The following is a 26,432-nucleotide window of genomic DNA, read 5'->3' as shown; positions in this document are numbered from 1 at the left end:
TTAATTATTATTGAGAATTTTATGCATAAATCAGCAATCATTTACCACTATTTGGCATTGTATCGATTACCCATTTTTCAACAGTTGATGAAGTCAAAAAAAATTGAGTTTACTATTTATTCTGGAATTGATAGTGAGATAGACATTAAAAAGATAGATGTTTCCCTATCAATTTTGCCAATAGATAGTGGTGGTTTACGATGGAAATTTTTGAAAAATAAATGGCTCTTTAAAAATAAATTTTTATGGCAATTTGATCTAATAAAAGTTGTTCTTTCTGAAGATTATGATTCTTTTATTTTTTTAGGTTCACCATATCATATTTCTACATGGATCGCGGCAATGATAGCTAGATTAAGAAGAAAGAAGGTCTTTTATTGGATGCATGGTGTTTATAAAGATAAAATTACCTTAATTGATTATTTGAAACTTTTTGTTTTTTATAAAATAGCTAATGGATTTTTTTTATACGGTAACAGATCATTCGAAATTTTAAATAAGTATAGAATTAAGCCAGCAGAAAACATTAATATAATATATAATTCTTTAGATTATAAAAAAAGTTTTGAATTTAGAAAAGAAATTGAACAAATAGAAATATTTGATTACCGAGTTAAATACTTTAATGATAAAACTACACCAATTATTGTTTTTATTGGCAGGCTAAATTATACTAAACGACTTGATATGTTAATAGAAGCCCAAGATAATTTAAGGAATAAGTATAAAAAAAACTTTTTTAATATACTTATAATTGGTGATGGTGAAGAAATGTTAAATTTAGTTGAACTATCCAAAAAAAAAGAAGTTAGAAAAAAATATTTCTTTTTTAGGGGCTATTTATGATGAAGAAATAAATAGTCATGCATTAATGTATGCAGATCTTTGTGTTACTCCGGGCGAAGTAGGTTTAACAGCAATACACAGTTTGTCATATGGAACTCCTGTAATTTCACATGATAATTTAAATCTTCAAATGCCAGAGGTAGAGTCAATTATTAAGGGTGTTAATGGAGATTTGTATAAATACAATAGTATAGAGAGTTTGTCTCAGGTTATTGATAGTTGGTTGTCGGAAAACCCAATTAAAACTCAATCAATTGCAGAGGATTGTTATGCAATTATTGATAAATTCTATAATCCAAATAATCAATTAAAAATTTTTGAATCGGTTTTGTTAAATAATAAAATTTCATAAATGAGTATTATTTTAAAATTAAAAGAGCATGATGCTTTAGCTCTTTCATATCGATTTTTTAAACGCCTTTTTGTTAGATATGTATATGGATTAAAACATGTTCACCAAACATTTAATATAGGCGGAAATTGTAAAATAAGTAAAGATTTTGTGGCAAATGAATATACTTATGTTGGAAATAATTGTTTGATTTATCCTGGTGTCTCAATTGGTAGATATAGTATGTTGGCACAAAATGTACAGATAATTGGGGCAGATCATAACTATGATATACCAGGTCTACCAACCACATTTTCTGGTAGACCAATATTAAAGAGAACTATTATAGGACGAGATGTTTGGCTAGGGGCTAATACAATTGTAATGGTTGGTGTGACTATAGGTGATGGAGCAATAATTGCTGCAGGTTCAATAGTTACAAAAGACATACCGCCATTTTGCGTGTTTGGTGGCATACCAGCAAAATTTATAAAAAAGAGATTTTCTTCTGATGAAGATGAATATCATCATTCCCAGATGTTAGATGGGCCTATACTTAAAAATGTAAGAAATAAACCTATCAAATTAGAATCTAATGACAAATTCTAATATATCACATACCAGACTTGATCAGTTTGATCCAAGTGTTGGTCTTAATAGGGGTGTTTCAAAATACAAAGAAATATTTTGGTATATAATCAAAATGTTCTTTTTTCTTTCAGCATTACCTTACCCTTCGCAATTTAAATGTTCTTTATTACGTTATTTTGGTGCAACAGTTGGAGAAGGAGTAATAATTAAGCCTAGGGTAAATATTCACTTTCCATGGAAATTACAAATAGGTAATAGTGTATGGATTGGTGAAGAAGCATTTTTGCTAAATTTTGAGTTTTTGAAAATTGGTAATAATGTCTGTATCAGTCAGCGGGCATTTTTGTGTGGAGGAAATCATGATTACAAAGTGCCTTCTATGCCTTATAGAAATGGTATAATAACTCTTGAGGATGGATGCTGGGTAGGGGCAAATGTTTTCGTAGCACCTAATGTGATTATCGGTTTAGATACAGTTGTTATTGCAGGAAGTGTGGTTACTAAACCTTTAGAACCAAATAAGATTTACGGAGGAAATCCTGCTAAATTAATTAAAGATCGTTGGTAAATTTATAAATATGAAAGTTTCCATAATTACAATTTGTTATAACCGCCAAGAAACTATAGCAGCTGCTGTAGAGAGCGTTTTAAATCAGGATTATAAAAATATTGAATACATTGTTGTAGATGGTAACTCATCAGACGGAACTAAGCAAATTATTGAATCCTATTTAGATCGAATTTCCAAATATGTATCAGAACCGGATAAAGGAATGTATGATGCAATTAATAAAGGATTAGCCATGGCAACAGGAGATGTAATAGGATTAATGCATTCTGATGATGTCTTTTATGATACAGGTGTTGTTTCTAAAATAGCAGAAATTTTTAAGAATAATTCTGATATTGATGCGATATATGGAGATGGTATTTATGTTACAAATGATGATCAGCAGAAAATAGTACGTAACAGAATTGGTGGTGATTATGATTATAAAAGATTAAAATCAGGATGGTTGCCGCTGCATCCTACAGTTTATATTAAAAAATCCGTTATAAACAAATATGGGTATTATAATTTGGACTTTAAAATCGCCTCAGATACAGAATTTTTATTGCGCTATTTATTCAAATACAAAATAAATATCACTTATCTCAATACCTATATAGTAAAAATGAGAATGGGTGGGTTAAGTACCAATTATAAAAGAGCTTTTGAAGTCTTAATAGAAGATTATAATATATATAAGTATCATAAGTTATCGGGAATAAAAGTTGTTTTTCAAAAAAAGTTCCTTGCTTTAATGCAATACATAAAAAAATAAATATACTTTATGAAGATTTTAGATACTTTATCACGCCATCGCCTCTCGCGTTATTTCAAACTTTTTTTTGTGGTGTGGGATGTAATACTTTTAAATTTTGCAATAGTATTGTCTTCGTGGGTTCGGTTTGGTAATCTGGACAAACTTTACCTTAAAGAAGTGCAGACCGTTTCTTTTCTAACCAACTTGATATGGATAGCGTTGTTATTGCGTAATGATTCTTATCGAATAGTAAGAGTAGAGCCATTGGAGTCTATTTTGAAAAGAACTACTAAAAAGTTTGCTTTTCACATTGCTATAATTGCTTTTTTTGTGCTGTTTTTAAAATATTCACAAATTTCCAGGCTTCGATTATTATACTTTTATGCTTTTTTCTTTGTTTTATTAATGTTGTCCCGTTTTTTATCTATGGAGCTTCTAAAATATATCCGTGCAAAAGGATATAATTTTAAAAATGTAATTATAGTGGGGGCAAATGATACTGGCGAACGAATGCGTAAAACATTATCAAAAGATTTAACATATGGTTATCGTTTTTTAGGTTTTTTTGATGAAAAAATAGATCCATTTGCTTTCATTTCTTCACCGGTATTAGGGGGATTTGAAGATGTAGAAAAATATTTAATCACTAATCATGTAGATGAAGTGTACGTAGCATTGCATATAGATAATGTTAGCGTGATCAGTAAACTCATAAAAATTTGCGAACACCACATGGTTCGTATTAAGTTTATTCCAGACTTTCAGTTATATACAAAATCAAGTAAAGTAGAAATTTCATTTTACGAAAACACACCTGTTTTAATGTTTCGAAGAGAGCCTTTGGAATATACCGTTAACAGGTTACTTAAAAAGGGATTTGATATTGTTTTTTCTTTAGGGGTCATACTTCTGATTTTTCCGTGGTTGTTTCCAATAATAATGATTCTGATTAAAATAGAATCTCCCGGACCTGTGTTTTTTAAACAGGAACGTTCAGGCCGTGATAATGAATCCTTCTTTTGCTGGAAATTTAGAAGCATGAGGGTTAACAAACAGGCAGATAAATTACAGGCAGAAAAAGGAGACTCACGCATTACCAAAATTGGTGCTTTTATTCGTAAAACGAGTATAGATGAGTTACCTCAGTTTTTTAATGTATTTTTGGGCGATATGTCAGTAGTAGGCCCGCGTCCACATATGGTCAATCATACTAAACAATATACTGATCTGATTGAGAATTATTTGGTACGCCAATATGCAAAACCAGGTATTACCGGGTGGGCCCAGGTAAATGGTTACAGAGGCGAAACCAGGGAACTTATTGATATGGAAAACAGAGTTGAACATGATATTTGGTATATCGAAAACTGGAGTATATTGTTGGATATTAAAATTATTATTAAAACAGTTATTAATGTATATAAGGGAGAAGAAAATGCATATTAAAGCTTTTTTATTAATTAAAAATACTTAACTTCAATAAATAATCACGACAATTGAATTGATATTTCAAGTACTTCAGAAAAAGCTAAATGTTAATTAATTATTGTCCTATAAATCTACACTTCTAATGAATTTTAATTTTTTTAAACTTATACAGAAATCTTTATATGTTTTAATAGTTTTATTATTTTTTTCATGTGCTTCTAAAAAGAAAATTGTTTATTATCAAAATATAGATGGTATTACTACTTCTAATTCTATTTCTTATGAAGTTAAAATACAACCAGATGATTTACTTATGATAATAGTTTCTGCTGAAGATCCTGAAATTGCGATTCCATTTAATTTAAATTCTGCCGCAGTGCCGAATCCTTCTAATTTGCAGGCTTCAGTTGGGCAACAAGTTATGCAGTTTTATTTGGTAGATAGTAACGGAAATATTGAATTCCCTGTTTTAGGAAAATTACATGTGGGAGGAATGACAAGGACAGAAGTGTTACAGTCTTTGAAGGATAAAATAGGTTTTTATATTAAGAATCCAATTATTAATATGCGAATTATGAACTTTAAGATTTCGATACAGGGAGAGGTTAATATTCCTGGTACATATTCAATCGAGTCTGAGAGAATTACATTGATTGAAGCTTTAAGTAAGGCAAAAGATTTAACCATTTACGGTAAAAGGAATAATATTCTTGTTATACGTGAAATTAATGGCGCGAAATCATTTAATAGGGTTGATATCACAAAGGCAGATTTTATAAATACTCCTTTTTACTATTTGGCGCAAAATGATATTGTGTATGTAGAACCTAATAATACTAAAGTGAATGCCTCGGCCGTAGGACCTAATACTTCTGTTATTATATCAGCAATTTCTATTTTAATATCACTTTCTGTTCTGCTATTTAAATAAAAAATAAACAAAGACATAAAACAATGCAAGATTTTTATAATGAGCCTTTAGAGGATGAGATAAGTGAAGTGAATCTTCGGGAACAATTTGATAAATATTTAATTCATTGGAAATGGTTTATTTTAAGCGTTATGCTTTGTTTGATCTTATCATTTTTATACTTACGCTACACTACACCAAGTTATGAAGCAAGTACTTCTATATTGGTGAAGGATGAAAAAAAAGGAGGGATGCTTTCAGAATTATCTGCTTTTTCTGATTTAGGCCTAAGTGGTGGTTCAGTTAATAATGTTGATAATGAGATTGAAATTTTAAAGTCAAGGACATTAGTTGAATCAACAGTCAAAAAACTCAATTTGAACATTAGTCTTTTAGTTGAAGGAAATGTAGTAGATCGAGATATTTACGGAGCTAGCCCAATTAGTATTGATTTCCTCAATAAAACCGAGCTATTCGATGAAGCTAATGTAACTTTAAAATTAGATTTATTATCTAAAGATAGTTTTTCCTTAGAGAATGTAATTATGGATGAAACTATAGTAGAAAATGTTATTTTGTCATCAAAAAAACAATTTAAATTTGGTGAAAAAATACCCACAAATATAGGCGTGTTAATTATAGGTAAAACCGCATTTTACAAACAAAATAATGTTTTGAACAATAAGCCAATTAGAATTAATATTCGTCCACTTGAGAGTGTAACGGCAAACTTTAGAAAAAGTTTAAAAGTAGAATCTATAAGCAAGACAAGTAGTGTAGTTAATGTATCTATAACAGATCCTGTTCAGAAAAAAGCTGAGGATTTTCTGGATAATATGATACAAATATATAATGAAAATGCTGCTGAGGATAAGAATTTTATTTCTGAAAACACATCTAAATTTATTTCTGAACGTCTGGCATTGATTACACAAGAATTAGACGGCGTAGAACAGGATGTAGAAAGCTTTAAAAAATCAAATCAGTTAACAGATATTGAATCTGAAGCCAAGCTTTTTATTGAGGGTTCGAATGAATATGATAAAAAGGGTGTGGAGACTGAAATTCAGTTGAATGTAGTTTCGTCCTTGCTGGATTTTATTAAAAAAAGTACAAATTCAGATTTACTTCCAACCAACATCATAACGGATAATGGGGAAACTGGTGGATTAATCACGTCATACAATCAGTTAGTTTTAGACCGTAACCGAATTTTAAAATCGGCTACTACCGAGAATCCTTCAGTAGTAAAATTAGATGCACAGATTTCATCACTTAAAGCCAATGTTGCGACAAGTTTAAAAAGGATGCAGTCTAATTTACAGATCCAAAACCGCGATTTAAAAAGTCAGGAAAGAATTTTGAATAGTAAAATTGGTAAAATTCCGGTACAGGAGCGTCAGTTTAGGGTGATTGCCAGACAGCAAAAAGTAAAAGAAGAATTGTATTTGTATTTGCTGCAGAAACGGGAGGAAACTGCGATTTCTTTGGCTGCTACTGAACCTAATGCACGTGTTATTGATGCTGCTAAAGCAAATAAGATTCCAGTAAGCCCAAAGAAAAAAGTTATTTATCTTGCAGGTTTGTTAATAGGTCTTTTGATCCCCTTTGGAATTATCTACGGACATGATTTGTTAGATACTAAAATTAAAAGCAGACTAGATCTGGAGGGAAAAACCCAGATACCTTTTATTGGCGATATCCCTACTTCTGAAGATGCAAATGAACTGATCAAAACTGAGAGCAGGACAAGTTCAGCAGAGGCGATACGTATTGTCAGGACAAACCTAGAATTTATGTTGACAAATGTCCCGGATGGTTTAGCAAAAACTATTTTTGTGACCTCTACTTTTCCTGCGGAAGGTAAAACATTAGTATCTGTAAATCTGGCTGCTACTTTCGCATTATCCGGAAGAAAGGTTTTGTTGATAGGAATGGATATTAGAAATCCAAAATTTATGGACTATTTTGCGATGCCAAATTTTGGATTAACGAATTATTTGTCTTCCAATGATACAGATATAAGCAAATACATTATTAAGCATAATGATTATGAGAATTTCTACATACTGCCTTCTGGCGTAATCCCTCCTAATCCTGCAGAGTTGTTGATGAGTAAAAATGTAGATACTCTATTTGAAACATTAAAAAAGGAATACGATTACATTATAGTAGATACAGCTCCTGTCAGTTTAGTAGCTGATACATTACTGGTAGCTAAAAATGCAGATACTTTTGTATATGTAATGCGTGCGAATGTTTTAGAGAAAAGAATGTTATCTATCGCAAATACATTTTATAGAGAAAAGAAATTGCCAAATATGTGTATTGTGCTTAATGACACTGATTCGACCAAAGGATATGGCTATGGTTATGGCTATGGTGTTAAAATAGAAAAAAAATCATGGTTTAGAAAAATCAAAAAAGATATAAGTTAAATATAGTCTGTTTTATGAAAAATTAAAAGGTTCAAATAATTTTGAACCTTTTTTTAGTTATAGGTAAAACTAATGAATTTTAAAATTTAAAAAATTGATTATTGGATATGATTTCCTTCAATCCTTCAATTGCATTTATTTTTACTCTTTTATCAAAGGCAGCTATGTGATTGTTATGATGTACATCTGTACCCACAAAATCATACATTCTCTTTTTCAATAACTGTTCAGAGATTTTAGTAACTTCTTCACCGTAGTAGCCTACAACAGCCAATAAATTCAATTGAAACAAACACCCTGCTTTTTTTAGTCTTTCGTATTCAATGAAATTTTTATGATAAAATAAATATCGTTCCGGATGCGCTAAAACGGGTTTGTATCCTGCGACCTGTAAATCAAATAAAATTTTATACAACTGTATTGGTGCATTTATATATGACATTTCTACCAAGACATAATTGTCTTTTAATGGAAGAAGCTTTTCATTTTGAAAATGCTTTTCAAACCAGTCGTCCATAAAGTATTCTGCTGCAGCCAAAAAAGGTTTGGATGCATTAGTGTTGCTTAATAGTGTGCTTGTTTCGGCATGATTTTTTTGAATAGTCTGAGGAGAATTATTCCATATATAATGACTAATATGGGGCGTCGTTATAAATTGCGAAACCCCAATCTTTTCGAATGATTTTATTAAGCTCTCTGTGTCAGATATTGTTTTGGCACCATCGTCTATGCCTGGCAATAAATGCGAGTGGATATCAATATAATCACCTGATAAAAGATCCTTTAAATGTGGTTTTTGTTTTAAGAATGATAGCATGAGGCAAAAGTAGAAAAAATGCAACAACTTTTTTTGTTTATTGCCGGAGTTTTACCATTGAGATGTGAAGAAATATGAATTAACATTTATCCGAATATTTTGAGTTCTATTGCAAGAATCATTTCTAAAATTATATAAATAAAAAATAGTGGTATCTGGTGCCGTATCTTCTGAAGAGCGAAAATGTCTTTTATCACTTTGGGTTTGATTGAAAATTTTTAACTTTCCCAAATATTTCAACTTAAATTTTTTGATGCAGTTATCAGTTGTTATTCTTAATTATAATGTACGCTATTTTTTGGAACTGTGCGTATTGAGTGTGCAGGAAGCCCTTTCTGGTATTGATGGGGAAATCATTGTGGTGGATAATAATTCTGATGATGATAGCTGCATAATGATGAAAAACAGGTTTCCGAAGGTACGACTAATAGAAAATAAAGAAAATTCAGGATTTCCAAGAGGAAATAATATTGGTGTAGCTGAGGCTAAAGGCAAATATATTTGTATTCTTAATCCCGATACAGTAGTTGCAGAAGATACTTTTATAAAAATTCTGGCTTTCGCCGAAGAAAAAAAGAATCTCGGTATTATCGGCTGTAAATTAATTGACGGGACAGGAAATTTTCTGCCTGAAAGCAAACGCGGAACCCCAACGCCGTGGGTTGCTTTTACAAAAATTTTTGGTTTATATAAGTTTTTTCCAAATCAAAAGCTTTTCAATCAGTATTATGCACAGCATTTGTCAGAAAATAAAACAGGAAAGGTTGATATTTTGGTAGGTGCATTTATGGTGATGGAACGCGAATTGTACTTGCAAATCGGAGGTTTTGATGAAAATTGTTTTATGTATGCAGACGATATAGATTTATCTTATTCTGTTTTACAAAAGCAAAAAAATAATTATTATTTTCATGAAACATCAGTACTACATTATAAAGGAGAAAGTACTGTTAAGGACGAAAAATACATGAGACGATTTCAGGAGGCAATGGAATTTTTCTATAAAAAACATTTTAGAAAATCCTTATTTTTTTCGGTTTTTATTAAAGTTGGAATTCTTCTTTTTTCGGTTGTAAAAATGTTTCAGGGAAAACCTAAGTCAAATCCATTACCAGAAAGTTATGTTTTCTTTTCGGAAAATGAAATTTTGAGTACCCAATTGTCTTCAGTTTTAAAAAATAATGTCAATTTTTTAGATTTCAAAAAGGAAAAAATGGTAAATTCGTGCCTCCTTTCAGGGGGTAAAAGAATTGAGATTATTTTAGATAATCAATACGTTTCTTTTAAAAAATGTATCGAAATCTTAGAAAGTCTTAAACGTACTAATATTACTTTTAAAATTTTACCTAAAAAAACTAGTTTTATAATTGGAAGTAATTCTAAAAATGAACGTGGTGAAATAATAAAAATTCAGTAAAAATTAAATTTTATGTAATTTATATTTTGAATATTTAGTAATTTCGCAATCTTAAAATCAAAATCACCTTTTAGGTTAATAATATGGCAAGATTTGAATTGAGACTTCCGAAAATGGGAGAAAGTGTAGCTGAAGCAACCATTACAAACTGGTTGAAAGAAGTTGGAGACAAAATTGAAGCTGACGAAGCGGTACTGGAAATTGCAACAGACAAGGTTGATAGTGAAGTACCAAGTGAAGTGTCGGGGATTTTAGTTGAACAATTATTTGGCAAAGATGATCTGGTTCAGGTTGGACAAGTTATAGCAATTATTGAAACAGAAGGAGATAATGCTTCAGAAGTAAAATCGATTGAAAAAACAGTAATTCCTGCTGAGGCAATTGAAATTGAGAAAACAATTGATGCTGCAAGAGAAGCTGTTTCAACTCCTCAGAATTTCTCTGATTCGGATAAATTCTTTTCCCCATTGGTGAAAAATATAGCTAAGGAAGAAGGTATTTCTGTTTCTGAATTAGAAGCTATTCCAGGTTCAGGAAAAGAAGGACGTGTTACGAAAGAAGATATTTTAAAATACATTGAAAACCGTAAATCTGATGATAAAAAAGTAGAAGTTGTACTTTCTCCAAAATCAGCAGAACTAATACCTCAAAAAACGCAACACACAGTTCCGGTTTCTGTTAATGGAGAGGATGAAATTGTTGAAATGGACAGAATGCGTAAATTAATTTCTGGCTATATGACAGCATCGCTTCAAACTTCTGCGCATGTTCAGTCTTTCATTGAAGTGGATGTGACGAATATTGTCAAATGGAGAGAAAGGGTTAAAGCTGCTTTTGAAAAAAGAGAAGGCGAAAAACTTACCTTTACACCTATTTTTATGGAAGCTGTTGCAAAAGCAATAAAAGATTTTCCTGGAATTAATATATCAGTTGAGGGAGATTACATTATCAAAAAAAAGAATATAAATTTAGGAATGGCTGCAGCTTTGCCAAATGGCAATCTGATTGTGCCTGTTATTAAAAATGCAGATCAGTTAAATCTTGTCGGAATGGCAAAAGCGGTAAATGACTTGGCAAATCGTGCTAAAACCGGAAAGCTAAAACCTGATGATACTCAGGGAGGCACATATACTGTGACAAATGTAGGTACTTTTGGAAGTGTTTTTGGAACTCCAATTATCAATCAGCCACAAGTTGGAATCCTGGCTTTAGGTGCTATTCGAAAAGTTCCTGCAGTTATAGAAACGCCTGAAGGTGATTTTATAGGAATTCGTCAGAAGATGTTTTTATCGCATTCTTATGATCATAGGGTAGTAGATGGTGCTTTAGGCGGAAGCTTTGTGAAACGTGTGGCGGAGTATTTAGAAGCATTTGATGTTGATAGGGATTTTTAAAATAATATATTTTAGAATGTTAAATCCGGCATAATTCAATTTTGCCGGATTTTTTATTTTCGTAATATCTGCCTTTATAAAATAATTTAACAGTTGTTTGCGGTAATTGTTAGTGATAATTCGGCTTTAAAAATTACTTTTGTAAATTCAAAAATAAAAAAATGGAACTCAAACTCAGCAGACCAATCTGCTTTTTCGATTTAGAAACGACCGGAATTGATATCGGGAAAGACAGGATTGTAGAAATTTCAATATTTAAAGTTTTTCCAAACGGAAATAAAGAAAGCAAAACCTGGTTAGTTAATCCAACAATTCCAATTCCACCGCATACAACCGAAGTACATGGCATAACAGATGAAAAAGTGGCGAACGAACCAACGTTTAATGAGTTGGCTCTTCAAGTATACAATATGATTAAAGACAGTGATCTGGGAGGTTTTAATTCAGATCGTTTTGACATTCCTTTATTAGCTGAAGAATTACTTCGTGCAGGAGTTGATTTTGATATGAAAAATAAAGTTTCTGTAGATGTTCAGACTATTTTTCATAAAATGGAAGAGCGTACATTAAGTGCTGCATTCAAATTTTATTGCGGAAAAAGTCTTGAAAACGCACATTCTGCAGAAGCAGACACAATGGCAACTTATGAAATATTGAAAGCGCAGTTAGATCGCTATCCTGAACTGGAAAATGATATTAAGTCATTGTCAGAATTTACAACCCGCAAAAAAATTGCTGATTTTGCCGGAATGATTGCTTTTGATAAAGACAATGAAGAAGTTTTTACTTTCGGAAAACATAAAGGTGCAAAAGTTGAAAAAGTTTTAGAGTCAGAACCTGGCTATTTTAGCTGGATTCAAAATGCTGATTTTCCTCTATATACGAAAAAAGTTTTGACAGCAATTAAATTAAGAAAGTTAAACACCAAGTAAGTTAATAGTTGTTTGTTGATTGTTTTTGTAACTAGCAACCGACAACTGGAAACCAACAACAATTGATATGAAAATAATCTGCATCGGGAGAAATTATACCAATCATATTGAAGAATTAAAAAATGAAAGGCCTTCAGAACCTGTTATTTTTATGAAACCGGATTCGGCGGTTTTATTAAAGCAGCATCCGTTTGTTATTCCGGAATTTTCAGAAGATATTCATCATGAAATCGAGATTGTTGTAAAAATTAATAAGGTGGGTAAGTATATAGAGCCTAAATTTGCACATAAATATTACGATGAAATTAGCGTAGGGATTGATTTTACAGCTCGTGATTTACAAACAAAGTTAAAAGAGAAGGGACTGCCGTGGGAAAAGGCCAAAGCTTTTGATGGTTCTGCAGTAATTGGGGATTTTTTATCAAAGACACTTTTTAATTCTGTTGAAAATATTAATTTTGAACTTCTGAACAACAACAAGACAGTTCAGAAGGGGAATACAAGTCTTATGTTGTGGAAAATAGACGAGCTTATTTCGTATGTATCACAGTATTTTACTCTAAAAATAGGTGATGTTATATTTACCGGAACGCCGGCAGGAGTTGCGGCGGTTAAGCCAAATGATGTTTTAGAAGGCTTTTTAGAAGATAAAAAATTATTTAGAATACAAGTAAAATAATGGCATTAAAATATAATTTATCAAAAGTTTACGCGCTTTCAGACAATGATTCGGAATTTGTAAATGAAATTCTAAGGTTGTTTGTTACTGAAGTGCCGGAAGATTTGAAGCAAATAAAAGAGGGGATTAAGAAGAAAGATCACAAACATGCCTATTCTTATGCGCATAAAATAAAACCAACCCTTGATTTGATGGGTTTGAATGTAGCTTTTGAGGAAATTTTGCAGGTTGAGGCCTGGACCAAGGCTGAAGGTAAAAAGAAAGAAATTATAGAAACTTTTAAAAGCATCAAAAAACAAGTAAATGATGCTGTTAAAGAGATAAAAAAAGACTTCGATGTTTAATACTTGGCATTATTTTAGCCTTAAAAAGCAGGATTAAAATTAGCAAGGTGCTGCTATGCCTCTTGTCCGGAAATTTTTCGACAAGCCGTTTTTTAATGTCGCAAAGGATTCCGTTTCTACTATCGCGCAATTCTGCTCACAGTTTTACTTCTGCAAACAGCTTAAAGTTGAATAGAAAAAAATCAAAAATGAAAGCAACAATCGTTACTATTGGTGATGAAATTTTAATAGGTCAGATTATTGATACTAACTCCGGATTCATTGCTAAAGCATTAGATCGAATTGGAGTTGAGGTCAGGGAGATGATTTCGATAAGCGATGATAAAAAGCATATTTTAGATGCTTTTTCACAACTCCAGAATAAAGTCGATCTAGTGATTGTAACAGGAGGATTAGGCCCAACTAAGGATGATGTCACAAAAAAAACTTTTTGTGAATATTTTGATGACCAGCTGGTTGTAAATCCGGAAGTTTTGGCTCATGTTACCCAATTAATCGAAGGTTATTTTAAGCGTCCGATTACGCAGATGAATAAAGATCAGGCTCTGGTTCCTTCCACTTGTACTATACTTCATAATAAAGTTGGTACAGCGCCCGGAATGTGGATGAAAAAAGAAAATACTGTTTTTATTTCACTCCCTGGTGTGCCATATGAAATGAAATATCTGGTTGAAGAAGAGATAATTCCTAAAATTGTCCGCGAATATAAACGCCCTTATATTATTCATAAAACCATTTTGACTTACGGGCAGGGCGAGAGTTTAGTTGCAGAACGTATTGAGCATTGGGAAAATAATTTACCGGATTTTATTAAGCTTGCCTATCTTCCAAATCCCGGTCGTGTTCGTTTGAGATTGACCGCGAGAGGTACAGATAAAGATGTTTTGGAGGCTGCAATAGAAGAAAATGTAAAGTCGTTGGATGCTATAATTCACGATATTATAGTAGGTTTTGATGACGATGAAACTATCGAAGTTGCGGTAGGGAAATTGCTGGTTCAGCAAAATAAAACTATTTCGACTGCTGAGAGTTTTACTGGCGGGAAAATAGCTTCATTGTTATCAGCTGTTCCAGGTGCGTCTAACTACTTTAAAGGCAGTGTTGTTTCCTATGCAACAGAGGCAAAAGTTAATGTTCTTGGTATTTCGCAGGATTTGGTAGATGAATTTTCGGTAGTAAGTGCAGAGGTAGCATTGGCTATGGCTTTGAATGTAAAACAGTTGCTTAAAACTGACTATGCTATTGCTACGACTGGGAATGCGGGTCCTTCCAAAGGTGATTCAGATGCTGAAATTGGAACTGTGTTTATTGCTTTGGCCACGCCAAATGGAGTCATTACAGAAGAATTTAACTTTGGGCAACCTCGTGAAAAAGTGATAGATAGGGCTACCATTAAGAGTCTGGAAATATTGCAGAAAGAAATTTTGAAAATTGTGTAATATTTTTTTGTTAAATGGTTTATTTTTCTTTTCTTTGCACCCTGATTTTGAATAACGATAAAAGATAAGTATAATGTCAAGAGTTTGTGACCTTACAGGTAAAAGAGCGATGGTAGGAAATAACGTTTCTCACGCTATGAACAAAACTAAGAGAAAGTTTTCTGTAAACTTAGTTAAAAAGCGTTTTTATCTTCCAGAAGAAGATAGATGGATTACTCTTAGAGTAGCAGCATCTACGATAAAAACAATTAATAAAAATGGAATCACTGCTGTTTTGAAAAAAGCGCAGTCAGAAGGATTTATCAAATAATCTTTTCCTAAATAAATATATAGCAAGATGGCAAAGAAAGGTAATAGAATCCAGGTAATTTTAGAATGTACTGAACACAAAACTTCTGGTGTTGCAGGGACTTCAAGATACATCACAACAAAGAACAAAAAAAATACTCCGGACAGATTAGAGATTAAAAAATTTAATCCTATCTTGAAAAGAGTAACTGTTCACAAAGAAATTAAGTAATAATTAGAGGTTTAATAAAATTTCAAATCCAGTCATTTGTTTTTTTATTAATTTCAATAACATTTGAATCATGGCAAAGAAAACCGTAGCATCGTTACAAACAGCTTCTAAGAGATTGTCAAAAGCCATCAAAATGGTAAAATCTCCTAAAACTGGTGCATATACATTCGTAGAATCTATTATGGCTCCTGAAGAAGTTGATGAATTCTTGAAAAAGAAATAATTACAATTACATTATATAGAAAAGCTACTTTCATTCGGAAGTAGCTTTTTTATTTTTTATATTTGTTTAAAATTTAAAGAAGCATTGCAAATTGGCTTTTTTTGATAATGGATTCCTGCTTTTTGCTACAAGTTTTATTCTGAAGTCCAGAATAAAGGTGTTTTGGCTAAAAACGTAGTTCACTGAACTCCGATCGAAATGTAAATTATGTGAAGTAATCGGGGCTAAATTATGCAATGGGCTTTCTTTAAAGATTTGGATTTCAGATTATCTAAAATCTTAACATCTTAAACCTACAAAATAAATGAGTTTTTTTAAAAAATTATTCTCTTCCGATAAAAAAGAGACTTTAGACAAAGGTCTTGAAAAAACAAAAACAACTTTTTTCTCAAAGTTAAGCAAGGCTGTAGCCGGAAAATCCAAAGTTGATGATGATGTATTAGATAATCTGGAAGAGATTCTGGTAGCATCTGATGTAGGGGTAAATACTACTCTGAAAATTATCGAAAGAATTGAAAAACGTGTTGCTGAAGATAAATATTTAGGGACAGACGAATTAAACCAGATTCTTCGAGATGAAATCGGGGCTTTATTGTCTGAAACCAATACAGGTGAAGCAACAGAATTCGAAATTCCAAAAGATAAAAAACCATATGTTTTAATGGTTGTCGGGGTAAACGGAGTAGGTAAGACCACTACTATTGGTAAGTTGGCGTATCAATTTAAAAAAGCCGGACACAAAGTGGTTTTGGGAGCTGCAGATACTTTTCGTGCGGCTGCAATCGATCAATTACAGGTTTGGGCGGACCGTGTTGATGTTCCAATTGTGAGACAAAATATGGGAAGCGATCCTGCTTCTGTCGCTTTTGATACTTTGCAGTCAGCCGTAGCACAAAATGCTGATGTGGTAATTATTGACACAGCAGGCCGTTTGCATAATAAAATTAATCTGATGAACGAACTTTCAAAAGTAAAACGTGTAATGCAGAAAGTTATAGCTGATGCTCCTCACGATGTACTTTTGGTTTTGGATGGTTCTACAGGTCAAAATGCTTTTGAGCAGGCAAAACAGTTTACAGCAGCAACTGAGGTAACTTCCCTGGCTGTTACAAAATTAGACGGAACTGCAAAAGGCGGTGTTGTAATTGGTATTTCAGACCAGTTTCAAATTCCGGTTAAATACATTGGCGTTGGCGAAGGAATTGAAGATTTGCAAGTCTTTAATAAATATGAATTCGTTGACAGTTTTTTTAAATAATTCCTTAAACATAAAATGAAAAATATACCTCCTGTTGCATTTTATTTTGCAAGTGTTCTTTGTTTTGTTATTGCAAATGTCTCAAAAGATAAAAGCTTGTCTTTTTATTATGTTCTATTGGTATTGGGGCTGGCTTTCTTTTTTGCAGGAATGTTGAAAAGAATCCGTACAAAAAGATAGTTTTCTATTTGCTTTTTTTATTTATTCAAAAAGCTTCTGCAGGGAATGCAAAAGCTTTTTGAAAGTAAGGGATGGAAATTACTGTAATTATTTTGTGTTATTGGTATAATGCACTAATTTTCTGCCATAAGACCTTATCAAAATCAGATAAGGCCAGATTTACATTGTCAGCAGCATCTCCCATTCTAATGACAACCATTTTTTTGCTTGGAATAACATAGATTTTTTGATCGTTTTTTCCCAGGGCCATAAACATATCGCTTGGAGCAGTTGGAATTACACTTCCCTGAAAAGTAAGTTGTGACTGAGGAAGATGATAATTCGCTTTTCCGTTTAGCCACCAGAGGTAACCGTATCCTAAATTAATGTTTTGAGATGTATTAGTGGCTTCATTGAAATAAGTTTCATTCAAAATAGTATTGTTATCCCATTTTCCTTTATTCAGCATCAGTAAACCAAAACGCGCCATGCTTCTGGTAGTACTTGTATAAACGCTGTTTACGCCTAATTGAACCCAAGCGCCATCCATCCCAATTTTATCTCTCAATTTAGCGTTGAAATAGGCTGACCAGTTCTGTTTGCTCGCTGCTGCGACAACATCCTGAAGTTTTACGTAAACATTATGATATGCCCAGCGTGTACCTGCATCGGCTTTGTAGATTAGATTGGCTGGTTCAACATCATCAGTGCTGTCATCAAGACCTGATGTCATTGTTAATAGATGTTTGCAGGTAATTAAATTCTCTTTCGCAAGTGTTTCGCTTGTCCACCCAGTGCCTAGATATTGTGAGACTTTATTGTTAATGTTGATGAGGTCTTCTTGTTGGGCAATTCCTGTAACGGTAGAGGTTAATGTTTTTCCTGCACTTGCCCAATACCAGTTTTTGGTTGCTGAATGGTCTCCGAAGTAATTTTCTAAAACGATTCGGCCATTAACCAAGATGATAAATGATTTAGAGTTTTTGAGTTCTAAATAATCTAAAAGCGGCTGAACAGCATTTTGGTTCCACTTTAGGTCTGAAATAGATTGGGTTTCCCAAGTATTTCCTGTCAGAGGAGGAAAATACATGTTTTGTGTTGGAGTGGTGTCAGAGCTGTTGTCTTCTTTACTACAGCTGATGCATACTAACAGAATCAGAATCTTGTAAATTGTTTTAGTCATGGTTTATGTTTTTGGTTTGTGGTATGACCAAAAATATATAAAATAGTTTAATGTGTTTAGCAGATTTTTATTTCTTTTAAAGTTTATAAAGTTAACTTTGTAGTTCTCTAAAAATCTTTTGAAAACCGGAGCCCTAGCCCTGATGGAAGCGGCATCTCCCGATTTAGAAAAACAAGGCTTTTAGCCGTAGTTTTTGTTAATAGGGAATACAGCGGACAGCAGGAATAGCTTCTTATTAAAATATATAGTATGAAAAACACTTTTATGATTTTAGTTGTATCGCTTTTGTTTGTGGGCTGCAAGCAGGAAATTAAACCGGCAGATATTGCAAAACTGAATGGCTATTGGGAAATTGAAAAGGTGGTTTTTGATAAAGGTGAGGAGAAGTTATACGGAATGAATGAGAACTTCGATTATTTTCAGATTAAAGGGGCTAAAGGGACGCGGACAAAAGTGATGGCGCAGCTTGACGGAACTTTTTTGACAACAAATACTTTTGAAAATGTATCTGTTCGTTTTACAGATAAAGGAGCGTTTCTGGATTATAAAACGGATTATGCAAAGTGGAGCGAAGAGCTGATTGCAATTTCAGATGAGACTTTTGTTGTGAAAAATAATCAGAATAAAGAATATCATTATAAAAAATCAGGACCAGTAAATTTATTAAAAGATGGCGAAAAGACTAAATAACGAAAGTACGATTGGAGCTGTTTTGCAGCAGATTATTCAGGTAAATAAATTGCAGCCCGGAATGGATCAGATTGATGTAAAAGAGGCGTGGGCAAATTTGATGGGGAATGGCGTAAAAACGTATACAAGAAATGTTATCCTTAAAGGGACTACACTTTATGTAGAACTGGCATCAGCTGTTTTACGTGAAGAATTAAGCCACGGAAAATCTAAAATCGTTAAAATGATAAATGAAGAACTTGGTCGTGAGGTTGTGAAGGATGTGGTTTTGAGATAGATTTACTTAGACTTATTAGATTTTTAGACTGACTTAGATTAAAAGATTGTTAGATATAAAAAAAACAGACCCACTTCATTGAAAGTGAGTCTGTTTTTTTATAAGATCTATCTAAGTAAGTCTAAAAATCTAACCATCTAAGATGATGTCTAAATTAAAATTGTTCTCTTCCTGCAAAGTGGAATGCACTTTCGATAGCGGCATTTTCATCGCTATCAGATCCGTGAACTGCATTTTCTCCAATAGAAGTTGCGTATGCTTTACGAATAGTTCCTTCAGCAGCTTCAGCAGGATTTGTAGCTCCGATTAGAGTTCTAAAATCTTCTACAGCGTTTTCTTTTTCTAAAATTGCCGCAACAATTGGGCCGCGTGACATGAATTCAACTAATTCTCCGTAGAAAGGTCTTTCTGCGTGAACTGCGTAAAATGCTTTTGCATCGGCAACAGTTAATTGTGTTAATTTTAATGAAACGATTTTGAAACCTGCGTTAGTAATCATTGCCAGGATATTACCGATATGTCCGTTTGCAACAGCATCCGGCTTAATCATGGTAAAAGTTCTATTTGTAGCCATTTTTTGTGTTTTTTAAATTTGGTGCAAAAATAGAACTTTTTTGCGAATTGATTTTAATAAATTCATAATTAAAGTACAGCAGAATGATGTTTTGGTTAAGAAAATTGAGAATTGAGAATTGCGGATCAAAAAAAAGAAGATGTACTGCTGTGCGTCTCTACAAATTTTAAATGTTATTTAAACTTTGAAAATCAACTTGTTTCTGTAGAAAATCCATAGAATAAAGGTCCAGATGCAAACGTAAACTAATGCACCGGCTAATGAGGCTGTCATTGGGTTACTGAAGAATGGCGCAATCCAGAAACGATATAAGAAATCTAAAAGATTAGTTTGTTCTTCGGGATTTTTTGGATTTTGAAACTGGATCATTACCAAAGCCTGCGGTATAATTTGAGAACTAAAAAATACAATCATCGGATTTACACCCCAGATAAGGAAGGGTTTAAATCCTTTTTTGTAATCGGCAATATCAATCAGATAATACAAAATGGTAAAAAATACGGTTGCCAATCCAGTTGTAAATAAAACGTAACTGCTTGTCCAAAGCGATTTGTTTATTGGAAAAAACAAATCCCAAAGTAATCCTGAAATGATAAGAAAAGCGCCAATCCTGCCCATTTTTAATGCTTTTTTTAATTTAGAACTATCACTTTGTAGAAATTGTCCAATTAATAGTCCGATAATTCCATTTACAATTGATGGAATAGTACTTAAAATTCCTTCCGGATCCCAGGTGACAGTACCGCTGTACATATGGCCTTCCAGTAAAATGCTATCCAGCCATGAAGCCAGATTGGTTCCTTTTTCAAGATTAGCAGCTCCAATTCCGGGAACGGGTATTAGTGTCATTGCAGCCCAATATCCTAATAATAAAACAGCTCCGGTTATAATTTGTGTTTTTTGTGTCGTTTTTAAATATAAAAGCGAGACTACGAAATATACAATGGCAATTCGTTGTAAAACCCCAGGAAGCCTTACATCATGATAGGCTTCGATACCGCTGTAAGCCAAAACCAAATAAATAAGCAGAATTGAAAAGGCTAAAATATTTTTGACTTTAGAATTAAAACTTCCCATTAAAGCATAACCAACAGCAATAGTTATGGCTAAACGTCCAATTAAAAGTGGAATTCCATCAAGCCTAAATAATTGAATTTTACCAAAAAAGTTGAAGAAAATCCCCAAGCATAACATTCGAAGTGAGCGGACTAAAATTTTATTGAATGTTGTACTGTCATAAAATTTTTCAGGCATCGCAAGCGGAACTGCCACTCCCATAATAAAAACAAAAAAAGGAAATACCAAATCGGTTAGGGTGCATCCGTGCCAGTCGGCATGTAAGAGAGGAGGATAAACATTGCCCCAGTCTCCCGGATTATTGACAATTGTCATTAATAAAATAGTGAGTCCACGAAAGACATCTAGCGAAATTAAGCGTTCTTTTACCATTTGTTTTGGGTAAATTGGTTAGTTAATTATTTTAAAAATCGCTATTTGGTTTGCAACAATAATCCGGAACGGAGTGGTTATTTTATTCTGAATTATTGTCGTATTTTGTATGTAATTATATTGTAATAATAGAAAAATTAGTTTCTAAAGGTCTTAATTTTTGAGTTAGTAATGGAATTAATTGTTCGCCTTTTTCTAAATAAAATTCAGAGAAATTGGCCTGACGTTCCTGCAAACTGCTATTTGGAAAAAGCTCACACTGCAAATCAGTAACTCTTTCTAATTGATCCTGCAGTTTTCTTTTTTGTGCTTTAAGCAAACGTTTTTCAAGATTCTCAAGACCTTTTGTTTGTTTAATTTCCTGTGCTTTTACTGCGCCTGAAAAAGATTTATCGGTTTGATCCGCTAATTCGTAAAGATATTGAAACTGGGTTTTCAGAATTTCTTTTTGAGCCGATAAATCAATCGGAAAAGCTGATATTTTATGTGTTACAGCGTTTAATAAATCTTCTTGTTTTGTAAATAGGTCTTTCCAGTTTAAATGCAGCTGATCTGCTTTTTTAACCTGTTTTTCAGTTGCTAAAAGTACCGAATTACGGACTAAAAGGATTGGGAAAGTTATGTTTACGGCATCAAAAAATGATTTCAATTCCAGCCAGTAAGCAATTTCTCCGCCTCCGCCAATGTAGCATAAATTAGGTAGGATAATTTCCTGATACAACGGACGCATAATCACATTTGGACTGAATTTTTCAGGATTGCGTTCTAATAATTTTAGGATCTCGTCTTTAGAAAATGAAATTTTGGTATTGTTTACGTAATATTTTTCGTTCTCAAAAATAATTCTCTCACGAAGATTGTCTTCGATATAAAACAAATTGATCTCGCGCGGATTTACCTGAACACTATAATCGGTCAGTTTTTCGATTGTTTCCTGTACTGCTTTGAAGGAAGTTTGTTCCACTAATTCTTCTTTTGCATACGGTATAAAAGCTCGTTTCAGGTCGGCATCATCTGCATCAATTATAACCAAGCTCTGAGATGCAAATAAACTATTGGCTAAAAAACGTGTTGCATCAGCAAGATTATCATGTTTTAGATAAGCATCTTCAAACAGTTTTTTCAGCGTATTGGCATTTGTACTTGATCCCAATTCCAAAGCATAAATTTCGAGAAACTCGGCTAAACCTTCCGTTGAGAGCCTTCCTACAGGACCGGTACTTTCCTTATTCCATCTGAATTTTTTTCCTTTAAAATTAAAATAATTAATCTCTTCAAAATCATGGTCTTCTGTTGCCATCCAATAGACCGGAACAAAATTATAAGTTGGATATTTTGATTTTAATTCTTTGGTCAGGTTAATTGTTGAAATGATTTTATATAAAAAATACAAAGGGCCGCTAAACAAATTTAGCTGATGTCCGGTTGTAATCGTAAAGGTGTTTTGCAGTGCTAAAAGCTCAATATTTTGCTTAGTCGCATCAGAAATTTCGATATTTTGATATTGCTTCTTCAGCGTATTTACTAGCGCAATTCGGTTTGCATTATCAAAATTTGATTGCTTTTCTATAATTTGTTTTTCAAAATTTTCAAGTGTTGGAAAGCGATTGTACAGCGGTTTTAATTCTGATTTCTGATCTAAATAATCTTGCATCAATTTAGAGAAATATCCTGAGTTTTGATAGCTGATACAGTCGCTTGGCATAATCTTGATTTTATTTTTGACAGCTGTAAATTTAATGAAAATATACAGTTAAAAATGGTTTTAACGATAGCTTATGATTTGATTTTTATTTTTGTATTTAAAAACTTTATAATCAGGTTTTTAGTTTTTAAAAAGTTGTGTAATGTTGAAAATTTATAAAATTTGTTAAAAAACGCGAGTGTTGTGAAACTAATTTTTCTAAAACTGAATTATTTACAATGAAACTCTATTTTTGCAAGTAAAAAAGTTATATCACAGTAATATGAAAAGTAATCCCAATCAAAAGAACTCCTTAAAGCATGTTCTGTTTGGAAGCCTTATTGGCACCACAATTGAATTTTTTGATTTTTATATTTATGCCAATGCAGCCGTATTGGTTTTTCCTCAATTATTTTTTCCCGGTTCAGATGCTACCATGGCAACTTTGGAATCCTTAGCTACTTTTTCCATTGCATTTTTATCACGTCCGTTGGGATCTGCTTTTTTTGGACATTACGGAGATAAAATCGGACGTAAATTCACTTTAGTTGCAGCCTTATTGACTATGGGAATTTCGACAGTCACCATCGGATTTTTGCCTGGTTATGCTAGTATTGGTGTTGCCGCTCCTTTATTATTGATGCTCTGCCGATTCGGGCAAGGTGTTGGTTTAGGAGGAGAGTGGGGAGGAGCTGTTTTGTTAGCGATTGAAAATGCACCGCCGCATAAACGTGCCTGGTACGGAATGTTTCCGCAATTGGGAGCACCTATTGGATTACTGCTTTCCGGAGGGACTTTTTTATTGCTGACGGATTCAATGAGTAATGAAGATTTCATGAATTATGGCTGGAGAATTCCTTTTATCGCCAGTTCGTTATTGGTTATAGTTGGTTTTTATATCCGAACTAAAATCTCTGAAACGCCATCCTTTGAAAATTCTAAAAATGAGCACGAAGAAGTAAAAGTTCCCTTTTTAACTTTGGTAAAATCGTATAAAAATCAATTGATTTTTGGGACATTAGGAGCTGTAACAACCTTCCTGGTATTTTATTTAATGACAGTGTTTACCCTGAGTTGGGTTACTTCAGATTTAGGTTATGTAAAAAGAGATGCTTTGCTGATTCAATTGTTTTCGGTATTGTTTTTCGCTCTTTTTATTCCCATTTCAGCTTTGGTTGCCGATAAAATTGGCCGTCGTAAAATATTAATTTTCACTACAATTGCTATTGCTGCTTTTGGATTTTTCTTTTCGTTATTCCTTAATTCCGGAAGTCCGTTTTTAGTAACCGCTTTTGTTTGTATCGGAATGTCTTTGATGGGATTTACTTACGGACCTCTGGGAACATTTTTATCAGAGTTGTTTCCTACCACTGTTCGTTATTCAGGTGCATCTTTAACGTTTAATCTGGCTGGAATTCTAGGAGCAGCATTTGCACCCATGATTGCAATTTGGCTGGCAAGTACGTATGGTTTGAATTATGTTGGTTTTTACCTGACCATTGCAGCTATTATTTCATTAATTTCCTTTTTAGTGATTTCTAAAAAAGTACATCAGTTTTAATATTTCTGAAAACTAATTTATACAGAGGTAATGAATTATTCATTACCTATTTTTTTGAAAAAATCTTAAGATTACCTGATTTTTTTATGTTTATGGAATATTTATTATGTATTAAATAATTGTTATTCAGTGTTTTAAAGATATTTTTAAGAAAATTTTGTGATTTAATTTGTTTATTCAAAAAATAATTTACAAAATTTGCATCAGAAAATAAGTAATTAACTATTAATAAACGAAGACAATGTTTGTATTAAACCTTACCTCTCAAAACATCGCATCAGGATCAGATTCTGTTGGCATGTGTCTTCGTGGCTTTTCTCAATCATAGTAAATCAATTTAGAGATATGAACAAGCCCGAAGGAAAATAACTTTCGGGCTTTTTTTATTCTAGACACTTCAAAATTCCCGGATACCAGAACTGAATTTATCTGTTTCAGATAAAATGTTTATCAAGATCTATTGCTCAGATTTTGCATGATGTTTTGTGCGTATTCTTATGCCTTAAATGTTTAAGATAAAGCATTTCATTTTGTGAAAGAGAAACAGGCAATATTGATTTTGGAAGAATTTCAATAGTAAAAAACAAATGGGAAATAAATTATCCGGAAAAGACCTGATTAAAATAGGCTTTCCAAAAAATAATAGTATCAATATCGCCTTGGGTCAAATCAACCGATACAGAAAACGAGAAAAAAAAGAAAGTATATTAACCGAAGCCAAAGAAGTTTTACTGTTTCCGGAAAAATTTACCGGACATGGAACCTGGGGAAAAGTGGCAGAAGGATTAGTAAATCCGGTACAGGTCAGAATGCATCAGCTTAATAATACAAGAGCACCTTTCTCTATTTTCGGAGAAAATGAAATTGATGAACAGGCGAAATATCAGTTATATGATGCCTTAAAATTACCAATTTCAGTAGCCGGAGCTTTAATGCCAGATGCGCATTCCGGTTACGGATTACCAATTGGCGGAGTTCTGGCAACAGATAATGCCGTAATTCCGTATGGAGTTGGAGTGGATATAGGCTGCCGAATGAGTTTGTCAATTTTTGATATACCAGCTTCTTTCTTTAAAGGAAAAGAGCATCAGCTACAGGCTATTTTAAAAGACAATACAAAGTTTGGAATGTATGAAACCCACACCATTCGGGCAGATCACGAAGTGTTCATCCGAAGTGAATTTCAGGATATCCCGCTTTTGAAAAACCTTTTGAATAAAGCTTACAAGCAATTGGGAACTTCCGGCGGAGGGAATCATTTTGTAGAATTTGGAATTGCGAAAATCACTAATCCTCTCAACGAATGGAAGATTGGAGTTGGGGAATATTTTGCAGTGCTTTCGCATAGTGGTTCAAGAGGTTTAGGGGCTAATATCGCAAAACATTACACCTATCTGGCAACCAAACAATGTCCGCTGCCTAAAAATGTACAGCATTTGGCCTGGCTCGATTTGAATACGCACGATGGTCAGGAATATTGGCTGGCTATGAATTTAGCAGGCGATTATGCCAAAGCCTGTCATGACGATATTCACCGCCGAATTGCGAAAGGGATAGGAAAACGAGTGGTTGTAACGATTGAAAACCATCACAATTTTGCATGGAAAGAAATCGTAAATGGCAAAGAAGCAATTGTGCATCGAAAAGGAGCTACTCCTGCAAACGTTGGTGAACTGGGCATTATTCCGGGTTCGATGACTGCTCCGGGATTTATTGTTCAGGGGAAAGGAAATGCTCAAAGTTTAAATTCTGCTTCTCACGGTGCCGGAAGACTATTTTCTCGTAAAAAGTGTAAAGAATCATTTACTCAAAGCGAAATCAACAAAGTCTTAAAAGCAAACGATGTGACTTTGATTGGCGGTAATATTGACGAAGCGCCAATGGCATACAAAGACATTAATAAAGTTATGGCAAACCAAACGGAACTGGTGGATGTGTTAGGCACATTTACACCAAAAATCGTTAGAATGGACAGATAATT

28 protein-coding genes are annotated in these 26,432 nt (G+C 33.0%); 23 read left to right on the top strand and 5 right to left on the bottom strand.

Annotated features, from left to right (window positions below; all coding sequences use genetic code 11):
• Window positions 1-87 precede the first annotated feature (87 nt).
• The 8 genes from K8B81_RS20970 (at window position 88) to K8B81_RS11775 (ending at window position 7,851) form a co-directional block, all read left to right on the top strand.
• A complete protein-coding gene (locus K8B81_RS20970; protein WP_262902720.1) occupies window positions 88-846 on the top strand; it encodes a glycosyltransferase in 759 nt (252 codons plus the stop codon).
• Entirely contained in the window at window positions 785-1,198 is a 414-nt protein-coding gene (locus tag K8B81_RS20965; protein WP_262902719.1) for a glycosyltransferase, read from the top strand. Before K8B81_RS20970 ends, K8B81_RS20965 begins: the two co-directional genes overlap by 62 nt.
• Window positions 1,199-1,786, top strand: coding sequence for an acyltransferase (locus K8B81_RS11800; RefSeq protein WP_223681718.1), 588 nt, complete (start codon window positions 1,199-1,201; stop codon window positions 1,784-1,786).
• The gene (locus K8B81_RS11795; protein WP_223681716.1) at window positions 1,773-2,336 is read left to right on the top strand and encodes a WcaF family extracellular polysaccharide biosynthesis acetyltransferase; all 564 of its coding nucleotides are present in this window, start codon (window positions 1,773-1,775) and stop codon (window positions 2,334-2,336) included. Before K8B81_RS11800 ends, K8B81_RS11795 begins: the two co-directional genes overlap by 14 nt.
• A gap of 10 nt (window positions 2,337-2,346) precedes the next feature.
• Window positions 2,347-3,093, top strand: coding sequence for a glycosyltransferase family 2 protein (locus K8B81_RS11790; protein ID WP_223681714.1), 747 nt, complete (start codon window positions 2,347-2,349; stop codon window positions 3,091-3,093).
• Between the two features lie 9 nt (window positions 3,094-3,102).
• Complete coding sequence (locus K8B81_RS11785; RefSeq protein ID WP_223681712.1) at window positions 3,103-4,521, top strand: undecaprenyl-phosphate glucose phosphotransferase; 1,419 nt, start codon at window positions 3,103-3,105, stop codon at window positions 4,519-4,521.
• Between the two features lie 124 nt (window positions 4,522-4,645).
• Window positions 4,646-5,434 carry a polysaccharide biosynthesis/export family protein gene (locus tag K8B81_RS11780; RefSeq protein ID WP_223681710.1) on the top strand — a complete coding sequence of 263 codons (789 nt, stop codon included), beginning with the start codon at window positions 4,646-4,648 and terminating at the stop codon, window positions 5,432-5,434.
• A 23-nt stretch (window positions 5,435-5,457) separates the two neighbouring features.
• Complete coding sequence (locus tag K8B81_RS11775; protein WP_223681708.1) at window positions 5,458-7,851, top strand: GumC family protein; 2,394 nt, start codon at window positions 5,458-5,460, stop codon at window positions 7,849-7,851.
• A gap of 79 nt (window positions 7,852-7,930) precedes the next feature.
• On the opposite strand, the gene K8B81_RS11770 is transcribed toward K8B81_RS11775, so the two are convergent.
• Window positions 7,931-8,668 (bottom strand): tyrosine-protein phosphatase, encoded by a 738-nt coding sequence (locus K8B81_RS11770; protein ID WP_223681706.1) that lies wholly within the window; start codon window positions 8,666-8,668, stop codon window positions 7,931-7,933.
• Window positions 8,669-8,921: 253 nt separating this feature from the next.
• On the opposite strand from K8B81_RS11770, the gene K8B81_RS11765 reads away from it, so the two are divergent.
• The 11 genes from K8B81_RS11765 (at window position 8,922) to K8B81_RS11715 (ending at window position 17,054) form a co-directional block, all read left to right on the top strand.
• Window positions 8,922-10,085: a glycosyltransferase family 2 protein gene (locus K8B81_RS11765; protein WP_223681704.1), complete on the top strand. Its 1,164-nt coding sequence runs from the start codon at window positions 8,922-8,924 to the stop codon at window positions 10,083-10,085.
• Window positions 10,086-10,168: 83 nt separating this feature from the next.
• Window positions 10,169-11,479 carry a dihydrolipoamide acetyltransferase family protein gene (locus tag K8B81_RS11760; protein WP_223681702.1) on the top strand — a complete coding sequence of 437 codons (1,311 nt, stop codon included), beginning with the start codon at window positions 10,169-10,171 and terminating at the stop codon, window positions 11,477-11,479.
• A gap of 161 nt (window positions 11,480-11,640) precedes the next feature.
• Window positions 11,641-12,411 (top strand): 3'-5' exonuclease, encoded by a 771-nt coding sequence (locus K8B81_RS11755; RefSeq protein WP_223681700.1) that lies wholly within the window; start codon window positions 11,641-11,643, stop codon window positions 12,409-12,411.
• Between the two features lie 67 nt (window positions 12,412-12,478).
• The gene (locus K8B81_RS11750; RefSeq protein ID WP_025572170.1) at window positions 12,479-13,090 is read left to right on the top strand and encodes a fumarylacetoacetate hydrolase family protein; all 612 of its coding nucleotides are present in this window, start codon (window positions 12,479-12,481) and stop codon (window positions 13,088-13,090) included.
• The gene (locus tag K8B81_RS11745) at window positions 13,090-13,434 is read left to right on the top strand and encodes an Hpt domain-containing protein (RefSeq protein ID WP_025572169.1); all 345 of its coding nucleotides are present in this window, start codon (window positions 13,090-13,092) and stop codon (window positions 13,432-13,434) included. The genes K8B81_RS11750 and K8B81_RS11745 overlap by 1 nt, the downstream gene beginning before the upstream one ends.
• A 188-nt stretch (window positions 13,435-13,622) precedes the next feature.
• Window positions 13,623-14,873 (top strand): CinA family nicotinamide mononucleotide deamidase-related protein, encoded by a 1,251-nt coding sequence (locus K8B81_RS11740; RefSeq protein WP_223681698.1) that lies wholly within the window; start codon window positions 13,623-13,625, stop codon window positions 14,871-14,873.
• A gap of 73 nt (window positions 14,874-14,946) precedes the next feature.
• Window positions 14,947-15,183: a 50S ribosomal protein L28 gene (rpmB, locus tag K8B81_RS11735; RefSeq protein WP_008468080.1), complete on the top strand. Its 237-nt coding sequence runs from the start codon at window positions 14,947-14,949 to the stop codon at window positions 15,181-15,183.
• A gap of 27 nt (window positions 15,184-15,210) precedes the next feature.
• Window positions 15,211-15,393 carry a 50S ribosomal protein L33 gene (rpmG, locus tag K8B81_RS11730; protein WP_017495179.1) on the top strand — a complete coding sequence of 61 codons (183 nt, stop codon included), beginning with the start codon at window positions 15,211-15,213 and terminating at the stop codon, window positions 15,391-15,393.
• Between the two features lie 70 nt (window positions 15,394-15,463).
• Complete coding sequence (locus K8B81_RS11725) at window positions 15,464-15,616, top strand: DUF4295 domain-containing protein (RefSeq protein WP_070261881.1); 153 nt, start codon at window positions 15,464-15,466, stop codon at window positions 15,614-15,616.
• A gap of 304 nt (window positions 15,617-15,920) precedes the next feature.
• Window positions 15,921-16,874 carry a signal recognition particle-docking protein FtsY gene (gene ftsY, locus K8B81_RS11720; protein WP_025572163.1) on the top strand — a complete coding sequence of 318 codons (954 nt, stop codon included), beginning with the start codon at window positions 15,921-15,923 and terminating at the stop codon, window positions 16,872-16,874.
• Between the two features lie 15 nt (window positions 16,875-16,889).
• Window positions 16,890-17,054: a hypothetical protein gene (locus tag K8B81_RS11715; protein WP_223681696.1), complete on the top strand. Its 165-nt coding sequence runs from the start codon at window positions 16,890-16,892 to the stop codon at window positions 17,052-17,054.
• 97 nt (window positions 17,055-17,151) lie between these two features.
• On the opposite strand, the gene K8B81_RS11710 is transcribed toward K8B81_RS11715, so the two are convergent.
• Entirely contained in the window at window positions 17,152-18,216 is a 1,065-nt protein-coding gene (locus K8B81_RS11710) for a serine hydrolase domain-containing protein (RefSeq protein WP_223681693.1), read from the bottom strand.
• A 249-nt stretch (window positions 18,217-18,465) separates the two neighbouring features.
• On the opposite strand from K8B81_RS11710, the gene K8B81_RS11705 reads away from it, so the two are divergent.
• Window positions 18,466-18,906 carry a hypothetical protein gene (locus K8B81_RS11705; RefSeq protein ID WP_223681691.1) on the top strand — a complete coding sequence of 147 codons (441 nt, stop codon included), beginning with the start codon at window positions 18,466-18,468 and terminating at the stop codon, window positions 18,904-18,906.
• A complete protein-coding gene (locus K8B81_RS11700; RefSeq protein ID WP_223681689.1) occupies window positions 18,887-19,183 on the top strand; it encodes a DUF721 domain-containing protein in 297 nt (98 codons plus the stop codon). The genes K8B81_RS11705 and K8B81_RS11700 overlap by 20 nt, the downstream gene beginning before the upstream one ends.
• Window positions 19,184-19,337: 154 nt before the next feature.
• On the opposite strand, the gene K8B81_RS11695 is transcribed toward K8B81_RS11700, so the two are convergent.
• From K8B81_RS11695 to bshC, 3 genes are all read right to left on the bottom strand, one after another.
• Entirely contained in the window at window positions 19,338-19,757 is a 420-nt protein-coding gene (locus K8B81_RS11695; RefSeq protein WP_223681687.1) for a nucleoside-diphosphate kinase, read from the bottom strand.
• Window positions 19,758-19,934: 177 nt separating this feature from the next.
• The gene (locus tag K8B81_RS11690; RefSeq protein ID WP_223681685.1) at window positions 19,935-21,206 is read right to left on the bottom strand and encodes an acyltransferase family protein; all 1,272 of its coding nucleotides are present in this window, start codon (window positions 21,204-21,206) and stop codon (window positions 19,935-19,937) included.
• A gap of 115 nt (window positions 21,207-21,321) precedes the next feature.
• Window positions 21,322-22,911, bottom strand: a complete 1,590-nt coding sequence (gene bshC / locus K8B81_RS11685; RefSeq protein ID WP_223681683.1) for a bacillithiol biosynthesis cysteine-adding enzyme BshC — start codon at window positions 22,909-22,911, stop codon at window positions 21,322-21,324.
• 262 nt (window positions 22,912-23,173) lie between these two features.
• Here bshC and K8B81_RS11680 point away from each other — a divergent pair, with 262 nt between their 5' ends.
• Both K8B81_RS11680 and K8B81_RS11675 read left to right on the top strand, forming a co-directional pair.
• The gene (locus K8B81_RS11680) at window positions 23,174-24,451 is read left to right on the top strand and encodes an MFS transporter (protein ID WP_223681681.1); all 1,278 of its coding nucleotides are present in this window, start codon (window positions 23,174-23,176) and stop codon (window positions 24,449-24,451) included.
• Window positions 24,452-25,038: 587 nt separating this feature from the next.
• The gene (locus K8B81_RS11675) at window positions 25,039-26,430 is read left to right on the top strand and encodes an RtcB family protein (protein WP_223681679.1); all 1,392 of its coding nucleotides are present in this window, start codon (window positions 25,039-25,041) and stop codon (window positions 26,428-26,430) included.
• The last annotated feature ends 2 nt before the right edge of the window (window positions 26,431-26,432 follow it).

The organism is Flavobacterium hibisci (assembly GCF_020026925.1).
Lineage (GTDB): Bacteria > Bacteroidota > Bacteroidia > Flavobacteriales > Flavobacteriaceae > Flavobacterium > Flavobacterium hibisci.
The sequence above is the reverse complement of the archived record's forward strand: the minus strand, read 5'-3'. Positions and strand labels throughout refer to the sequence as shown.

Bases quoted from the DNA above. Each gene is read 5' to 3' on its own strand.
- K8B81_RS11690 (WP_223681685.1), bottom strand. From the start codon at position 21,206: ATGGTAAAAGAACGCTTAATTTCGCTAGATGTCTTTCGTGGACTCACT.
- K8B81_RS11800 (WP_223681718.1), top strand. From the start codon at position 1,199: ATGAGTATTATTTTAAAATTAAAAGAGCATGATGCTTTAGCTCTTTCA.
- K8B81_RS11755 (WP_223681700.1), top strand. From the start codon at position 11,641: ATGGAACTCAAACTCAGCAGACCAATCTGCTTTTTCGATTTAGAAACG.
- K8B81_RS11750 (WP_025572170.1), top strand. From the start codon at position 12,479: ATGAAAATAATCTGCATCGGGAGAAATTATACCAATCATATTGAAGAA.
- K8B81_RS20970 (WP_262902720.1), top strand. From the start codon at position 88: ATGAAGTCAAAAAAAATTGAGTTTACTATTTATTCTGGAATTGATAGT.
- K8B81_RS11680 (WP_223681681.1), top strand. From the start codon at position 23,174: ATGAAAAGTAATCCCAATCAAAAGAACTCCTTAAAGCATGTTCTGTTT.
- K8B81_RS11780 (WP_223681710.1), top strand. From the start codon at position 4,646: ATGAATTTTAATTTTTTTAAACTTATACAGAAATCTTTATATGTTTTA.
- K8B81_RS11790 (WP_223681714.1), top strand. From the start codon at position 2,347: ATGAAAGTTTCCATAATTACAATTTGTTATAACCGCCAAGAAACTATA.
- K8B81_RS11710 (WP_223681693.1), bottom strand. From the start codon at position 18,216: ATGACTAAAACAATTTACAAGATTCTGATTCTGTTAGTATGCATCAGC.
- K8B81_RS11760 (WP_223681702.1), top strand. From the start codon at position 10,169: ATGGCAAGATTTGAATTGAGACTTCCGAAAATGGGAGAAAGTGTAGCT.
- K8B81_RS11675 (WP_223681679.1), top strand. From the start codon at position 25,039: ATGGGAAATAAATTATCCGGAAAAGACCTGATTAAAATAGGCTTTCCA.
- K8B81_RS11715 (WP_223681696.1), top strand. From the start codon at position 16,890: ATGAAAAATATACCTCCTGTTGCATTTTATTTTGCAAGTGTTCTTTGT.
- rpmG (WP_017495179.1), top strand. From the start codon at position 15,211: ATGGCAAAGAAAGGTAATAGAATCCAGGTAATTTTAGAATGTACTGAA.
- K8B81_RS11705 (WP_223681691.1), top strand. From the start codon at position 18,466: ATGAAAAACACTTTTATGATTTTAGTTGTATCGCTTTTGTTTGTGGGC.
- K8B81_RS11775 (WP_223681708.1), top strand. From the start codon at position 5,458: ATGCAAGATTTTTATAATGAGCCTTTAGAGGATGAGATAAGTGAAGTG.
- bshC (WP_223681683.1), bottom strand. From the start codon at position 22,911: ATGCCAAGCGACTGTATCAGCTATCAAAACTCAGGATATTTCTCTAAA.
- K8B81_RS11770 (WP_223681706.1), bottom strand. From the start codon at position 8,668: ATGCTATCATTCTTAAAACAAAAACCACATTTAAAGGATCTTTTATCA.
- K8B81_RS11745 (WP_025572169.1), top strand. From the start codon at position 13,090: ATGGCATTAAAATATAATTTATCAAAAGTTTACGCGCTTTCAGACAAT.
- K8B81_RS11765 (WP_223681704.1), top strand. From the start codon at position 8,922: ATGCAGTTATCAGTTGTTATTCTTAATTATAATGTACGCTATTTTTTG.
- K8B81_RS11740 (WP_223681698.1), top strand. From the start codon at position 13,623: ATGAAAGCAACAATCGTTACTATTGGTGATGAAATTTTAATAGGTCAG.
- K8B81_RS11725 (WP_070261881.1), top strand. From the start codon at position 15,464: ATGGCAAAGAAAACCGTAGCATCGTTACAAACAGCTTCTAAGAGATTG.
- K8B81_RS11695 (WP_223681687.1), bottom strand. From the start codon at position 19,757: ATGGCTACAAATAGAACTTTTACCATGATTAAGCCGGATGCTGTTGCA.
- K8B81_RS11795 (WP_223681716.1), top strand. From the start codon at position 1,773: ATGACAAATTCTAATATATCACATACCAGACTTGATCAGTTTGATCCA.
- ftsY (WP_025572163.1), top strand. From the start codon at position 15,921: ATGAGTTTTTTTAAAAAATTATTCTCTTCCGATAAAAAAGAGACTTTA.
- K8B81_RS11785 (WP_223681712.1), top strand. From the start codon at position 3,103: ATGAAGATTTTAGATACTTTATCACGCCATCGCCTCTCGCGTTATTTC.
- rpmB (WP_008468080.1), top strand. From the start codon at position 14,947: ATGTCAAGAGTTTGTGACCTTACAGGTAAAAGAGCGATGGTAGGAAAT.
- K8B81_RS11700 (WP_223681689.1), top strand. From the start codon at position 18,887: ATGGCGAAAAGACTAAATAACGAAAGTACGATTGGAGCTGTTTTGCAG.